The sequence below is a fragment of the Nostoc sp. PA-18-2419 genome (genome assembly GCF_005869855.1).
Classification (GTDB): domain Bacteria; phylum Cyanobacteriota; class Cyanobacteriia; order Cyanobacteriales; family Nostocaceae; genus Nostoc.
The window spans coordinates 242,782-259,792 of record NZ_SZNH01000006.1; the positions used below are offsets into that span (position 1 = coordinate 242,782).

Here is a 17,011-nt window from a genome sequence, read left to right on the forward strand (position 1 = left end):
AATTCCAGAATTCAGAAGTTAAAATAATATAAAAATTTAACTCCTAAATTCCCTTTTTTCGTGGTGAATCATGCCAAACCCACAATTATAAATTTTCAACACCAGTTGCTTGATTTCAGGAGCCACTCCGCCCTTGGTGGTTCTAAGAGTTGTAGGAAGTGGCGTGAAATCCCAAAACCGCACTGGCTCCTCCTGAGTACTGAATTCTGACTAAAAAAAACTGACAATTTTGAAATTTGGAATCGGAGAATTAATTATGACTAATCCTATAGAATTACTGCGATCGCGTTACGGTGAAATTCCCTTCAATCTGGAAATTGCCTGGAATGATTCTCTGACATCACTATTATCTCACCGTTCGATTCGTGCTTATCTATCCGACCCTTTACCAGCAGGAACCCTGGAGTTGCTAATTGCAGCTGCTCAATCTGCATCTACTTCCTCGAATTTGCAAACTTGGAGTGTGGTAGCAGTCGAAAATCAACAACGCAAAGATGAGTTATCCAAGCTAGCAGGGGATCAAGCACACATTCGACAAGCACCTTTATTCTTAGTGTGGTTAGCAGATTTAGCGCGTCTAACTCATGTTGCTGACAGTTGCGGCATATCTCATGATGGTTTGGAATATTTGGAAATGTTTGTCATGTCAACAGTTGATGCTACATTGGCGGCGCAAAATGCCACAGTAGCAGCTGAGTCCCTCGGTTTGGGAACAGTATATATCGGTGGAATCCGCAATCGTCCCCAAGAAGTAGCACAGATATTGAATTTGCCTGACTCTGTTTATGCTGTATTTGGGTTGTGTGTAGGTTATCCAAATCCAGAAGTGGCTGCTGCAATTAAACCACGGTTACCACAATCAGCTGTGCTACACCGGGAAACTTATAAATTAACAGAACAAGACGAAGCGATCGCTCACTACAACGACATCATCAAAGAGTTCTATATTGAACAAAAGATGAATATTGCTGGCGATTGGTCAGAACACTCAGCCGGACGCGTCGCAACTGTCGAGTCGCTCAGAGGACGCGATCGCTTGCGAGAAGTTCTAAATAACTTAGGCTTCAAGTTACTATAAGCAGGAATCAGAAATGAAAATTCTGACTCCTGAATTCTGTTCAATAAACAAAAAATATCAAAATTATGGATTTGCAACTCCGTGGCAAAGTCGCCTTAGTAATAGCTGCTAGTAAAGGTTTAGGCAAAGCTACAGCAAGGCAATTTGCCCGTGAGGGTGCAAAGGTTGCCATTTGCGCCCGCAGTGAGTTAATTGACAAAACTGCTGCTGAGATTGCGAACGAAACAGATACACAAGTGCTATCTCTGCGTGCAGATGTTACCAACCAAGCAGATATTGAACGGGTAATTAATACCACAGTAGAGAAATTTGGCGGGTTGGATATCCTCGTTACTAACGCCGGAGGGCCACCAGCTGGCACTTTTGATGATATCGATTTAGCAACTTGGGAAACTTCGCTCAATTTAACTTTGCTGAGTGCAGTCCGCTTGGTAAAATACGCTTTACCTCACTTACGCCAGTCAACAGCAGCAGCAATTCTAACCATCACTTCCACCTCAACCAAACAACCAGTTCAAAATCTTGTATTATCTAATTCTCTTCGCTTAGCTGTGATTGGTTTAACTAAAACTCTCAGCCAAGAACTGGGTAACGATAAAATTCGCGTCAACAGCATTTTACCAGGTTGGACATATACAGAACGAGTTGAAGAATTAATTAATGCCCAGATTACTAAAACTGGTGAAACAAAACAAGCAGAAATTACCAAAATCAATGCAAAAGTTCCTTTAGGCCGCATGGGGACACCAGAAGAGTTTGCCAATGTTGCAGTATTTTTGAGTTCACCAGCAGCCTCATTTGTAAATGGAGTTATGCTGCAAGTAGATGGCGGAATTATTCAAGGAACATTTTAAGGTGTTGTCAAAATATTGAATCGTTCCTTGGCGATGGGAATCATTAATCGCAATTTCTCTAAATTTTCCTGTTGTGTACTCTGCAATCACACTGCGCCAAAATTTTTGAGCGACTGTATTTGTGTTAATTTGATAAATCTCCCACTTACCACAAAATCGGTCGAAGACTTGATAAGCAACCAACTTACCAATTCCTTGTTGCCTGTATTTTCGTAAAATAAAAAACTCTGCCATAGAATATTGACTGTCTGGAATATATGTGAACTGATTCACTAAAACAAATCCAGCAAGTTTTCCACCTACTCGCACAATGAACGGATAGCGATCGCCTTCGATCCAGTAATAGTCTAAATATGGGTATCCAAAATAACCATGTTCGTTGAGATCTTGATTTTCAAATTCTGAAAAGTCATACTGATAAAGCTCCATCATCTGTTGGATGAGTGGTTTGTCATCAATGGAAGCAGATAGCACCTTTATATACATAATCAATCAAGCAAAAACAATATTTCTTAATCTGATTCAAAACTAGTCACCGAAGCGTTTCAGACTTTAGTTGGTGTCAGCTGTAGCGATTGGTTTGCAATTGGACACGATATCAAAGCCTCTATCTGCAATAATAGTGATAGTACTTCAAGAAACAATAGACCTCTTGCTATAACCTGAAAACAACATTTTCTCTGATGTTTTGGCTTATCTTGACATAAATCCCAAACTGTGCATTTATTTATATTTTACTCAATTAAAAACAGCAATATCGCAATAACTCAAATATTCTTAATAGTAATTGCTTGACTTAAATAAAGTTTAATTATAAATTTTTGAATGGTGAAATATCTAATATCTTGTATTTTTGATTAAGCCTGTGTATATTAAGTTGCACTGAGAAAGAGAATAGCATAAATTTAGAGAAAATCTACATGCACAACCACAAATTGTTTAATGCAAACATCGACAACCATCGGGTTCTCTTAACTCCCAAAGAAATTAAATCGAAATTACCATTAACTCAATTAGCAGAACAAACAGTTTTAAGGTATAGAGAAGAAATAGAAGGGATTTTGGATTTTCGCGATCGCCGAAAATTCATAGTAGTTGGGCCATGTTCGATCCACGATCCCAAAGCAGCGATCGAATATTCCCAAAGATTGAAATCATTAGCAGAGCGAGTCCAAAATAAGCTACTACTAATTATGCGAGTCTACTTTGAAAAACCCAGAACAACTGTAGGCTGGAAAGGATTAATTAATGACCCAGAGATGGATGATTCTTTTCATGTAGAGAATGGTTTATTAATTGCACGCGAACTGTTATTAAAAATTACAGAATTGGGACTACCTGCTGCCACAGAAGCATTAGATCCAATCATCCCTCAATACATAAGCGAATTGATTACATGGTCTGCCATTGGGGCACGCACAACCGAATCACAAACTCATCGGGAAATGGCCAGCGGACTTTCCATGCCTGTTGGTTTTAAAAACGGTACTGACGGCAATATTCAAGTAGCTTTGAATGCCCTACAATCAGCTAGAAACCCTCATAATTTTCTAGGAATTAATCAAAACGGACAAGTCAGCGTATTTCAAACCAAAGGTAATGCCTATGGTCACGTTATTTTAAGAGGTGGTAGTCAGCCCAACTTTGATCCAGTCAGCATCAGTCTCGTAGAAAAGAAATTAAAAGAGGCAAATTTACCACCAAGAATTGTCATCGATTGTAGCCACGGCAATACAAATAAAGACTACAAACTACAGTCTGCTGTCTTAGAAAATGTTATTGAGCAAATATTGGATGGCAATACATCAATAGTTGGCATGATGCTGGAATCGAATATTTATGAAGGTAATCAACCAATTACTGGTAAAAAAGAAGAATTAAAATATGGTGTTTCTGTAACTGACAAATGCATTAACTGGGAAGAAACAGAGAAAATTATTTTGGCTGCTCATGAAAAACTGAAGTGACTTATTTGAGAAACTAGAATATTAATTCCGTATTCAAAAATTGTCTTTCTGGGGAAGATAAGGGAGAAAATACTATCTCTTCTCCCTCATCTGTTTTAAGAACATCGTAATCCGACAATTTCCTATTTTTCTTTGCTTAGAGTGATAAAGTGCTAATAACTATAAAAAACCATAAAATTGTTATTGGTTAGTGACAATCCAGGAGATAATTGTGCAAACTGCACCTGAGTAAACGCACCTGCGCTACCATCCACATCAAAGAACAATCCACCTGTAGTCGAGTTATATATAAATCGCTGACTACTTGTGGTTGCAGATGCTCCGGTTGTAAACTGACTAGCTTTTAGTACACCTGGTGATAAGTCGCTAATAAAACCAGCAATTGATATCTCAATTAGTTCATTAGTGGCGTTAAAGTCATAAATGCGCTCAACGCCTTCACTGAAAGTATTGAAAACAAAGGTATCAGTACCAGCTCCCCCATAAAGGCTATCATTACCGCTGCCACCATTTATGAAGACATCATTACCATTACCACCTTTGAGGGTATCATTACCGCTGCCACCTGTGAGGGTATCATTGCCATTATTCCCCACAATTAAGTCATCATAGTAAGAACCTGAAATATTTAATCCTTCGATATTCTTGTAGCTAACTAATCTCGTACCAGCCGTAATTTCTCCCTTGTTTGTAGTAGCATTGAATGTCGTTGTGATTCCTGCGGTAGCATTTCCAAAATCGACAGATAATAAATCGTTACCTGTCCCCCCATCTATTGTATCATTGCCATCATCGCCTGCATCAAGTGTATCGTTTCCATTACTCCCTACAATTAAGTCATTGTTAACTGTACCTGAGATATTTAATCCTTCGATATTCTTGTAGCTAATTAGTCTCGTGCCCTGTTTAATTGAGCCAGTATTAGTAGTAGCATTGAAAGTCGTTGTGATTCCTGTGATAGTATTATTGAAATAGATAGTTAAGGAATCGTTACCTGTCCCCCCATCTATTGTGTCATTACCACCATAGCCCGTATCAAGTGTATCGTTGCCATTGCTCCCTACAATCAAGTCATTGTAAACTGTACCTGAGATATTTAATCCTTCGATATTCTTGTAATTAACTAGTCTCGTGTCCTGTTTAATTGAGCCAATATTAGTAGTAGCATTGAAAGTCGTTGTAATTCCTTGACTAGTATCGTAGTAATTGAAGTACAATAAATCCTCACCCTTACCCCCATCTATTGTGTCATTGCCACCATAGCCCGTAGAAAGCGTATCGTTGCCATTGCTTCCCACAACGTTGTCATTATAGCCTGTACCTGAAATATTTAATCTTTCGATATTTTTGTAGCCGACCCCAGACATGCCCACTGCGATTGAGCCAATGTTAGTAGTGGCATTGAAAGTCGTTGTAATTCCTGTGGTAGGATTGCTGTAATCGACAGACAACAAATCGTCACCCTTACCCCCATCTATCGTATCTTTGCCACCACTGCCCACAGAGAGAGTATCGTTGCCATTGCTGCCCACAATGTTGTCATCGTAGGCTGTATCTGAGATATTTAATCTTTCAATATTCTGATAACTGACTCGATACTTGCCTGCTGTCATTGAGCCAATGTTAGTAGTGGTATTAAATGTTGTTGTGATTCCTCCAGTAGCATCGCTGTAATCAACTCTCAACAAATCGTCACCTTTACCCCCATCTACCGTTTGAGTCACTAAATAAGAGCGGACAGTATCTGGGGATGAGGTGCTTAGATACAGAGAATCATTGCCATCGCCACCAGAGAGTAAGTTATTGCCTGTTGAAATCTCAGCACGCAATGTATCGTCACCAGTGCCACCGTTGAGAGTATTATTGCCAGAGGAGGGATTGTAATAATCTCCACTACTGGTTCCGGTGACAAAGCCAGAGATGGAAAGATCATCATTGCCATCGCCACCAAAGAGTAAGTTATTACCTGTTGAAATCCCAGCATTTAAGGTATCATCACCAATGCCACCGTTGAGGGTGTTATTGCCTGAGGAGGAAAAATAATAGTCTACTCTATATCCATCATAGCCAGAGGTGGAAAGATAATCATTCCCATCCTCTCCAGAGAGTAAGCTATTACTTTCTGGAGACTCAGCGCGTAATGTATCGTCACCAGCACCACCATCGAGGGTGTTTTTGCCTGAGGAGCCAATGAAGTTGTATATTGTAGGAAGCTCAGAGGCGTTAAGAACATCATTGCCATCCCCGCCAGAGAGTAGGTTATTGCCTTTTGAAGCTCGAGCATACAATGTATCGTTACCAGCGCCACCATCGAGAGTGTTCTTGCCTGTTGAAGAGTCAACATTCAAAGTATCGTCACCAATACCACCAACAAGGGAGTTATTGCCAGTATCATCAATGAGGGTGTCATTCCCTAAGCCACCAATAAGAGTATCATTGCCTGCACCACCCCGTAAAAGGTCATCACCACTTTTGCCATCAATTTTATCATTGCCCCCTTGACCATTCACCACATCATCTGAGCTGTCTAAAGCAGTAATGTTGTTGTCTAGGTCATTGAGGAAAGTTACCGTGTTCTTGATGCCGATATTTGTATCAGTAGAGTCGGCATCAAGAACATTAAAATCATCGGTGATGCTAGTTTCCCCACTAAACAAGATATTACCAATGGCTGGTCTTGTACCATCCGCTTTGAGGTTCTCCAAATCTTCTAGTTTGAATTTTTGCAGGATGACTGTAAAACTCAAGTCTGCTAAATTTACAAAGCTGATTTCCAGATTGTTACCGTTCTGAGTGAGCAGCATATTTCTGGCGGAGTCTTCAAATGTGATAGTATCCACCTCGGCAATGACTGCTGCTGTTGGATTTGTTCCTTTACCTACCCCACCGAAATCGGTGATTGTATAACTACTTTCAGCCGAGTTATAAGTGTCGTAAACAAACGTATCGTTGCCACCGCTACCCGTTAAAGTATCCTTACCACGACTAGCTCTGATAGTATCGTTGCCATTGCTCCCTACAATGTTGTCATCATAGCGTGTACCTGAGATATCTAATCGTTCAATATTTTTATAATTAATCTGAGATGTGCCTACTTTAATCGAGCCAGTATCAGTAGCATGATTAAAAGTCGAAGTGATTCCCTCAGTTGCATTATCGGAATCGACGGTTAACAAATCGTCACCTGTCCCTCCGTCTACCGTTTGAGTTGCTAAGGAAGAGGGAGCAATATATGGGACAAACAAACTGAACGTATCATTGCCATCCCCTCCATTTAGGATGTTGCTACCCTGAACTCCACGGGTGTAAAAGTAATCATTCCCATCTTGTCCTGAAACCGTATTATTGCCAGTAGAATAGCTTATATCAAGGTAGTCATCCCCTGTATCCCCTGTGAGAATGTTATTTCCAGAGGAATAGGAAGCATCAAGGGTATCATTGCCCAGACCACCAATGAGAGTATTATTGCCCGTACCACCCCGCAGCAAATCGTCACCACTTAAGCCATTTATTTTGTCATTGCCCCCCTGACCATTCACCACATCATCTGAGTTGTCTAAACCTGTAATGTTGTTATTCAGGTCATTGAGGAAGGTGACTGTGTTCTTGATACCAATGCTTGTATCGGTAGAGTTGGCATCCAGGACATCAAAACTATCAGTGATACTAGTTTCCTCAAACCCATTAAACAAGATATTACCTATGGCTGGTCTTGTACCATCCGCTTTCAGGTTATCAAAGTTTTCTAATTTGAAGTTTTCCAGGATGATTTTTGTGTTATATCCCCCTTCAAAACTGATTTCTAGATTGCTACCATTTTGCGTGAGTAGCAAATTTCGCGCAGTAAATTCAGAATCCAAGAATTTGATGGTATCGACTTCCGCAATTACTGCTGCTGTTGGATTTGTTCCTTTACCTACACCACTGAAATCAGTGATTATATCAGTGCCGTCATCTGAGCCATAAAAAACAAATGTATCTTTGCCACCCCCACCCGTTAAAGTATCGTTGGCATAACCACCTGTGATGATATCATCCCCAGCTTTACCGTTAATTATGTTGGCGTCGTCGTTAGTGCCGTATAGGGTGTCATTGCCATTGGTTCCAATAGTAGTAAATGTCATTATTTTCTCCTTCTTTAATAGATGTTTGGGAGTTATTTTGAGTTTTCAACTTTTCGTGTTGGAGGGCACAAAAATTTGCCGAAAGTTGAGGCTTTCGACATACTTTTATCATTGTTGAAGCTTATAAATTTTTGATGAATCTTCTCCTTTTAATTAACTTGCAAGTATTACTTATCCAAGCACTTGGGACTATCTAAATCTTAAAGCCGCCTAAAGTTTGTCAGCGTGTAGATTCACAAAAAACTAGTTTCAAGCTAATTTCAATCATCCTTTATCAGTCGCATAGGCAAATATCTGCCATAGACATTGATAAACAAGAGTTGAAAAATCGAGTTGGAATGCTCCAAATTCAAAACTCATAATTTAGTTGTTTTGTCAATGCGTAAGTCTTATTAGTTAGAAAATAGGGAACACTTGATGGGGCTATAGGCAAAGGAATCTTTGTCCTTCGCCCTTGGGTATTTGGCTTCAAAAAAGGAAATATCTCAATAACATCATAACTAACTCAAGACAGAATATTTACTTACATGTCTAGATTGAGATAAATATCTTTGCATATTCTTGATATTATTTTTTAATAAATATATGCATAACTTATGAACTTGGTGTATGCTTTATCTTTTGAAGTCAAAGAATTTGCACAATACCAGTAGAAAATATTCTCTGAATAAATAAAAATAGTTGCTAGTTGAACGCTGCAATGTCTAAGGCAGGTAGACATCAGAAGAAAAATAAATTATATCTAAGTCAAAATCCCTATTAGTTACCATTGATTACAAACGCACAGATAAATCTAATGCGAGGTGTTTAGAATAGTACCTCGCATTTTCAAGGTTTATTATCTTACTTGTTACCTGGGCTGAAACCCTAATTACCTTCAAACAATTACAAAATTGTTGTTAGTTAATGACAAGCCAGTAGATAATTGTGCAAACTGTATCTGAGTAAACGCACCTGCACTACCATCAGAGTCGAAGAACAATGCACCTGTAGTCGAGTTATAAATCAACCTTTGAGTACTGGTGGTTGCAGATGCACCGATTGTAAATTCACTTGTCTTAAGTACACCTGCTGATAAACCGCCACCAAAACCAGTAGCCGATACCTGAATCACTTCATTAGTGGCGTTAAAGTCATAAAGTCTATCAACCCCCTCGTTAAAACTACTGAAAACAAAGGTATCAGTACCACCTCCTCCATAAAGGCTATCACTACCTTTGCCACCTGTAAGGGTATCATTGCCATTTCCACCTTTGAGGGTGTTCTTACCAAAACCACCAGAAGCTGTGAGAATATCATTGCCATCGCCACCATCTAGGAGGTTATTGCCTGATGAATTGCTGACATTCAAGTAATCACCACCAGTGCCACCGCTAAGGGTGTTATTGCCTGAGACAGCATAAACTCCGTACAAACTGTATAAAGAATCAGGGTCGTAAGCAAACAGAGAATCGTTGCCATCACCACCAGAGAGCAGGTTATTACCAGTTGAAAAGTTAGTAACTAAATTATCGTTCCCAGCGCCACCATTGAGGGTGTTATTGCCAGAAGCATAAGTTACGTTAGCATCATCTCGGTATATAAAGACGCTTCCAGAGGCACTAAGAGAATCATTGCCATCGCCACCATAGAGCAGGTTATTGTCTGATGAATAGTTATCGCCATTTAAGGTATCGTCACCTGCACCACCGTTAAGGGTATCATTGCCACTACCAGCTCCGTTGAGGAAATCATTGCCATTACTCCCGACAATCAGGTCATCGTTGGAGGAACCTGAAATATTTAATTGTTCAATATTTTTGTAACTAACCCGATTCGTGCCTGCTGTAATTGAACCAGTGTTAGTAGTAGCATTGAATGTTGAAGTGATTCCCCCAGGACCATTGTAGTAACCATAAATGTTCAACAAATCGTCACCTTTGCCACCATCTATCGTATCATTGCCACCATAGCCTCCACTTATCGTATCGTTGCCATTACTCCCCACAATGTAGTCATTATAGTCGTCTGTACTTGAGATATTTAATCGTTCGATATTCTTGTAGCTAACCCGATTCGTGCCTAGTGTGATTGAGCCAGTGTTAGTAGTAGCATTGAAAGTCGAAGTAATTCTCCCGGTGTAGTAACTAATGGTCAATAAATCATCACCTTTGCCACCATCTATCGTATCATTGCCACCATAGCCCCCACTTATCGTATCGTTGCCATTGCTCCCCACAATGTAGTCATTGTATTCTGTACTTGAGGAGATATTTAATCGTTCGATATTCTTATAGCTAACCCGATTCATGCCTACCGCAATAGATCCAGTGTTAGTAGCAGCATTAAAAGTCGAAGTGATTCCCCCAGTACTATTGTAGTAACCATCAATGCTCAACAAATCGTCACCTGTTCCCCCATCTACTGTTTGTTGAGCCACTAAGGAAGAGGAGGAAAACCCCAGGTATAACGAATCATTGCCATTCCCCCCATTGAGAACATTATTGCCAACCGTAACCTCACCATTGTTTGTAACAGAGAGAGAATCATTGCCATCTCCTCCATTAAGTAGGTTATTACCGATTGAATCGTAAGCACTCAAGGAATCGTCGCCAGTACCACCGTTGAGGGTGTTATTGCCTGAGGCAATGCTGCCATTGAAATTGTCGCCAGAGGCACTCAAGGCATCGTCGCCATCCCCTCCATTGAGCAGATTATTACCTTTTGAAGAGTTAGCACTCAACTCATCGTTCCCAGCATCACCATTGAGGGTGTTATTGCCTGTTGAAGAGTCAGCATTTAAATTATCGTTATCAACACCACCGTTAAGGATATTATCGCTTGTTGAATACTCAACACTCAAGTAATCGTAACCAACACCCCCAAAAATCGTATCATTGCCATAACTAGAATCAATGCCACTACTGCCCCCAAAAAGATTATCGTTGCCATTGCTCCCTACAATCAAGTCACCAAAGGTTGTACCTCGAATCTCTAATTCTTCGATATTCTTGTAGTTAACCTGATATGTACCAGCCGTAATTGAGCCAGTATTAGTAGCAGGATTGAATGTCGTTGTGATTGCCTCGGGAGCATTGAAACAATATATAGTTAGGTAATCGTCTCCTGTCCCTCCATCTAGCGTTTGAGTTGCTAAGGAAGAGGGGGCTGTATCTGGGGCGGACAAAACAAACCGATCATTGCCATCCCCTCCATTTAGGATGTTGCTACCTTGTACTTTATCAGCCTGAAAGTAATCATCCCCATCTTGTCCTGAAACATTATTGTTACCAGTAGAGTAGCTAATATCAAGGTAGTCATCCCCTGCGTCCCCCGTGAGAACGTTATTTCCAGAAGAATAGAAAGCCTCTAAGCTATCATTGCCTACACCACCAATGAGAGTATTATTGCCTGAACCACCCCTTAAAACGTCGTCGCCACTTAAGCCATCAATTTTGTCATTGCCCCCCTGACCATTTATCACATCATCTGAGTTGTCTAAAGCAGTAATGTTGTTGTCTAAGTCATTGAAAAAGGTCACTGTATTTTTAATGCCAATACTTGTATCAGTAGAGTTGGCATCTAGAACATTAAAGCTATCAGTGATGTTAGTTTCTTCATTAAACAGGATATTACCAATGGCTGGTCTTGTACCATTCGCTTTCAGGTTATCTAAGTCTTCTAATTTGAAGTTTTTTAGAATGACTTTGGTATAATTGTTTTCTTCAAAGGTAATTTCCAAATTATTACCATTTTGGGTGAGTAGCATACTTCGGGCTGTTAAGCCGTAGCCAAGGAATTTAATGGTATCGACTTCGGCAATTACTGCTGCTGTTGGATTTGTGTCTTTACCGACGCCACCAAAATCAGTAATCGTATCAGTGCCGTCATCCAAGTTATAAACAAATGTATCTTTGCCACCACCACCTGTTAAAGTATCGTCGCCATAACCAGCTGTGATGATATCATTGCCAGCTTTACCATTAATTGTATCGGCACTATCAGTACCCAGTAGGGTGTCATTTGCATTGGTTCCAATGATATTTGCCATAAATTGTTCCTACCTGAATCAACGTTTGGGAGTAATTTTAGTTCTCAGTTATTAGTGCCTTCAGGCACTAAAGTTAGCTCAAAAGTGAGACTTTCTACATACTTAAATTCCACCGTTGAGGGTTAAAATTTTTGATGAATCTTCTCCTTTTGATTAACTTGCAAGTATTACTTATCCAAGCACTTAGGACTGTCTAAGTCTTAAGTCAGTCTAAAATTCATCAGCGTGTAGATTCACAAAAAACTAGTTTCAAGCTAATTTCAATCATCCTTTATCAGTCACATAGGCAAATATCTGCCATAGACATTGCTAAAAAACAGTTGAAAAATCAAGCTTGAATGTCACAAATCCACAACCCATAATTTAGTTGTTTTGTCAATGCGTAAGTCTTACTAATTAGAAAATAGAGAACACTTGATGGGCTGTAGCAAAGGAATCTTTATCCCTTCGTCCTTGGGTATTTGGCTTCAAAAAAGGAAATATCTAAATAACATCCTAACTAACTCAATATAGAATATTTACTTACATATCTCTGCATCTTCTTAATATTCTTTGTTAAAAAAATATACATAACTACTGAATTATGTGTATACTTTATCTTTTGAAAGTCAAAGTAATTTGCACAAACCACTAGAGAGATATTCTCTGGATAAATAAAAAATAGATATTTTGCTTGTTGAACGCTGCAATGTTTAAGGCAAAGTACACATCACAAGAAAAATAAATTGTATGTAAGTCCAAATCGCGATCGCTTGCCATTGATTACAAACGCACAGATGAATGTAATGCGGGGTGTTTAGAATAGTATCTCGCATTCTCAAGATTTATTATTTTGCTTGCTACCTGCAATCAAACCATAATTACCTTTAAACAACCACAAAGCGGTATATTTCTTTAGCCTTACCGTCCTTAAATCCCTCGACTACCATAAATAACATTTTGTCTTTTTGCTGACAATGTAACTAACAGAATTTAAGGAATCATCGCTACTTTAATCACTTGACGCGCTTTCATCTCATAAAACACTTGTTCTAAATCTTTTAATGGGCGCTGTTCGCTAATAAGTAATTCAAAGGGAATTTTTCGACTAGCTATGAGTGCAAGCGCCGATCGCACATACTTTGGTGTATTATGAAACACGCCTTTTATTGTTAGTTCGTTATAGTGTAGCTGTTCTGTGTTAACGGTAATTTTAGTATCCCGGGGACAGCCACCGAATAAGTTGATTGTTGCACCAGGACGGGCTGAGGCGATCGCAGTTTCCCAAACGCTAGGCACACCTGTTACTTCAATCGCCACATCTGCACCCCATCCTTGGGTAAGTTCTTTCACCACACTGGGAATATCCGGAATTTGATGATAATTAAAGGTTTGGGCTGCACCCAATTTCTTGCCAATTTCTAATCTGTGGTCATTACCTCCCCATAGTAATACCTCAGCAGTATTCGCTAAAACCGCGACAAACATCAACCCGATCGCCCCATCTCCCAAGACGACTACTTTATCTTTAAGCTGAATATGAGAACGTGCTACACCATGCAACACACAAGCTAGCGGTTCTGTCATCGCTGCTAATTCCCAAGGCAACTCATCAGGAATCTGCAATAAATTATGCTGTACTATTGGTGCAGGAATTTTTAGATATTGGGCAAAAGTTCCATTATTCCATGTTAAATTTGGACACAATGAATACTCTTGGCGTTGACAAAAAAAGCAATGGCTGCATGGGGCGGAATTATTCGCGACAACGCGATCGCCAACTTGCCAATGCGTAATGCCTGCTCCCAAGGCAACAATTTGCCCAGCTGCTTCGTGCCCAAACAGCGTTGGTGGTTTCAACATTTTGGCATGACCACCACGCCGCCAGACTTTCAAATCTGTACCACAAGTTGTTGCTGTCCCCACTTGAATTACAACTTCACCAGCCGCAGGAGTAGGATCGGCAACTTCCTCTAGACGTAAATCCTCTTGCCCGTAAAGTAATGCTGCTAACAAAGTTTTAAACCTATCAACTAAATCCATCTGATTTTACCAGTTGAAACTATTTTTGATAGGTCTAAACGAAGGAACTTCCTTTTTAAGAGGATGTCTGAAAACTTTTTGGTGTTGTATTTGAGACTTGTAGATCGCCCTAAATCCCCCTTTTTAAGGGTGGCGATGGGGAGCAGGCGAAATGTTTAATACTTCTTACACATCCTCTAAGAAATATCCCACCGTTCACACTTAACACTCATCAGTCAACAAATTCAAACGGGTTTAGGAGGCAGCAGATAGGAGGCACAATTACCTGCTGCCCTCTGCCTCCAGCATAGCTGCCTTCTTTTAAGAATTTATTTCTTGGAGTTGCCTAAATCAGTATTGATTTGTAGTAAACTTTTATCAATCGTTAGATGTACAAAAGCTAGGAATTAACAGCTGTTTGGGGAAGGACTCCAGTATTTCGGCTTTCCACATTAGGCAAGCGAGTCATAGTTAACAGTGGTACTTCTTGTCGGCACGACAGGCAAAACCAATATAGTTCACCATGACGAACATGACGTAGAAGGGAACTGCCGCAGCATGGGCAAGTGTTGGCTCTCGTACTCATACTAATATCTTCCTTGAATTAAAAGTTGTTGTTTAAGCTAAGCAAAAAAAGTAATTGATTAAAAACGAATGTTGGCCGCATGAATGTGGCCATTCGATTCTATGCGGTCTTTAATAATTTGTCTGTAAACAGCTTCATATCCGTTAACCATTTGGTTAACACTAAACTTGTTTTCTACATACTTTCGACAGGTTTGACGATTGAGTTCCAAAGCTTGTGGAATCATTGCCGCCATTTGAGCATAGTTTTTGCAGATAAAACCTGTTTTCCCGTGGGCAATCACCTCAGGTACGGAACCTAAATTCATGGCAATTACTGGTGTACCAGTTGCCATTGATTCAATCATTACTAAGCCAAAAGGTTCTTGCCAGGCGATAGGGAAAAGAGCGATCGCCGCATTGCCCAGAAGTTCAGTCTTTTCGGCATGGTTTATTTCACCTAAATATTCAATTTGCTGACCATCAATATGGGGGGCAATCTCTTGCTCAAAAAACTTAGAATCTCCTAAGTCAACTTTTCCAGCCATCTTCAAGTGCCAACCACTTTGCTTGGCAATAGCGATGGCATGTTGTGGCCCTTTCTCTGGCGAAAACCGACCTAAAAATACCAAATATGGAGGCTCTAACGGTTGAGCTACAAATGGATAATCTGCTAGCTCAATTCCGTTATAAACTGTAGCAATATAATTGAGGTCGATTTGACGCTGGGAGTTACTAATGCTGACGTATGGTTGCTTTTGGTGGTAGCTAAATGCGTTACTGTTGTCTTTTGTAAAGTTATTGTGCAGAGTATGTACTGTAGAAGTTGTTGTTATCAAACTCGCTAAAGGTAATGCCGAAATCCCTACATGAGAATGGATAATATCGAATTGGGCAGCATGTTGATAAACTTGACTCAGTTCTAGCATTTCGTACACTACATACTCTTTGACATTTGGGTCTAAGCGCAATGCACGCGGGTAAACTGCTTCTAATTGAGCCAGAGTTTGAGAATCGCCAGAGGCAAACAAAGTTACCTCATGACCACGACGAACAAGTTCATCAGTTAAGCGACTTACTACCAGTTCTATTCCTCCATAACTAGGAGGTGGTACCCTTTCCCATAAGGGGGCAACTTGAGCGATTTTCATAAGTTGTTTCGGTTCAGTCTGTAAATTTGCTCTCAATATAATGAATTACCTCATTATTTTATGAGAACAAAGCATTTATACTTACTTTTTTGAAATTTAAATTAACCTAATAGGCTACCAAAAGCACAATATTCGGTTAACTGTATCGGAAATTTTCTACTTACAAATCTCTGGACTATTGGCAAAAGTCAACCCTGAGCTACATTTATAACCTATAGCTAATCAATTACTTGTTGCATCTGTCTTCCGGATCATAATCGAGTAGAATATTTTGTAGCTAAACTAACAAAAAGGAATATTTTGTAGCTGAAAATACTAAATTCTGAGATGGGATCAACTTGTTCAAGTTTGGTTTAAAGGCAATGAGCAAATAAGATGCATATTGTAAATATTAAATAGTTGTAGAAAAATTACATAATTTGTAATTAGTAATTTCTTAAAAATTTTGATAGCCAACTCATGAAAATCGCTACTTGGAACGTCAACTCAATTCGGATTCGTCTAGAACAGGTTACTGATTGGTTGACTCATAATTCCGTTGATGTTCTCTGCTTGCAAGAGACCAAAGTTATAGATGCAGAGTTTCCGCGATCGCCTTTTGAGCAAATGGGCTATCACCTTTATGTCTCAGGACAAAAATCCTATAATGGCGTAGCTATAATCAGCCACCAACCCTTTCTAGACGTAAGTAGCGGTTTTAGAGCAATTTTGCCAGATTTACCGCCGGAATGGGATGAGCAAAAGCGAGTAATTACAGGTGTAATTGACGGTATTCGGATTGTCAACTTATATGTTCCTAACGGTGCAGCAGTAGGAACCGAAAAATATGAATATAAACTGCGTTGGCTAACAGTGCTACGGGAGTACTTGCGATCGCTGCTGCTGTCACAACCTGATGTTTGTGTGTGTGGTGACTTCAACATTGCACCATCAGCCAAGGATATTCACGAACAAGTGAGTACAGAAAATCACATTATGGCAACACAAACAGAGCGCCAAGCCTTACAAGATATTCTCACCTTGGGATTTGCCGATGCTTTTCGTAAATTTACTAACGAAGGCGGAAATTACAGCTGGTGGGATTATCGCGCCGCAGCCTTCCGTCGCAACTTGGGTTGGCGGATTGACCATCACTATCTCACACCGATATTGTATGAGCGTGCAAAAAGTTGCATCATCGATATTGAACCGAGAAAATTAACTCAACCGAGTGATCATGTACCAGTGATTGTTGAATTATAA

10 protein-coding genes are annotated in these 17,011 nt (G+C 39.8%); 4 read left to right on the forward strand and 6 right to left on the reverse strand.

The genetic code is table 11. The features are described from left to right. Nucleotides 1-256: 256 nt before the first annotated feature. Complete coding sequence (locus FCR06_RS09035) at nucleotides 257-1,078, forward strand: NADPH-dependent oxidoreductase (RefSeq protein WP_138498748.1); 822 nt, start codon at nucleotides 257-259, stop codon at nucleotides 1,076-1,078. Nucleotides 1,079-1,143: 65 nt separating this feature from the next. Further along, nucleotides 1,144-1,932 (forward strand): SDR family oxidoreductase, encoded by a 789-nt coding sequence (locus FCR06_RS09040; RefSeq protein ID WP_138498750.1) that lies wholly within the window; start codon nucleotides 1,144-1,146, stop codon nucleotides 1,930-1,932. Here the strand turns inward: FCR06_RS09040 and FCR06_RS09045 are convergent. After that, nucleotides 1,873-2,418 (reverse strand): GNAT family N-acetyltransferase, encoded by a 546-nt coding sequence (locus FCR06_RS09045; protein WP_223280083.1) that lies wholly within the window; start codon nucleotides 2,416-2,418, stop codon nucleotides 1,873-1,875. The two genes, FCR06_RS09040 and FCR06_RS09045, sit on opposite strands and share 60 nt — an antisense overlap. Before the next feature lie 434 nt (nucleotides 2,419-2,852). Here FCR06_RS09045 and FCR06_RS09050 point away from each other — a divergent pair, with 434 nt between their 5' ends. After that, entirely contained in the window at nucleotides 2,853-3,899 is a 1,047-nt protein-coding gene (locus FCR06_RS09050) for a 3-deoxy-7-phosphoheptulonate synthase (protein ID WP_138498753.1), read from the forward strand. A gap of 152 nt (nucleotides 3,900-4,051) precedes the next feature. Here the strand turns inward: FCR06_RS09050 and FCR06_RS09055 are convergent, their stop codons facing one another. The 5 genes from FCR06_RS09055 to FCR06_RS09075 form a co-directional block, all read right to left on the reverse strand. Further along, nucleotides 4,052-8,023: a beta strand repeat-containing protein gene (locus FCR06_RS09055; protein ID WP_138498755.1), complete on the reverse strand. Its 3,972-nt coding sequence runs from the start codon at nucleotides 8,021-8,023 to the stop codon at nucleotides 4,052-4,054. Between the two features lie 877 nt (nucleotides 8,024-8,900). Continuing rightward, on the reverse strand, nucleotides 8,901-12,053 hold the full coding sequence (locus FCR06_RS09060; protein WP_138498757.1) for a beta strand repeat-containing protein: 3,153 nt from the start codon (nucleotides 12,051-12,053) through the stop codon (nucleotides 8,901-8,903). Between the two features lie 972 nt (nucleotides 12,054-13,025). Then, nucleotides 13,026-14,048 carry a zinc-dependent alcohol dehydrogenase gene (locus FCR06_RS09065; protein WP_138498797.1) on the reverse strand — a complete coding sequence of 341 codons (1,023 nt, stop codon included), beginning with the start codon at nucleotides 14,046-14,048 and terminating at the stop codon, nucleotides 13,026-13,028. A 406-nt stretch (nucleotides 14,049-14,454) separates the two neighbouring features. Continuing rightward, nucleotides 14,455-14,640, reverse strand: a complete 186-nt coding sequence (locus FCR06_RS09070; RefSeq protein ID WP_138498759.1) for a hypothetical protein — start codon at nucleotides 14,638-14,640, stop codon at nucleotides 14,455-14,457. A gap of 58 nt (nucleotides 14,641-14,698) precedes the next feature. After that, a complete protein-coding gene (locus FCR06_RS09075) occupies nucleotides 14,699-15,769 on the reverse strand; it encodes a glycosyltransferase family 4 protein (RefSeq protein WP_138498761.1) in 1,071 nt (356 codons plus the stop codon). Nucleotides 15,770-16,228: 459 nt separating this feature from the next. On the opposite strand from FCR06_RS09075, the gene xth reads away from it, so the two are divergent. After that, nucleotides 16,229-17,011, forward strand: coding sequence for an exodeoxyribonuclease III (gene xth, locus FCR06_RS09080; protein ID WP_138498763.1), 783 nt, complete (start codon nucleotides 16,229-16,231; stop codon nucleotides 17,009-17,011).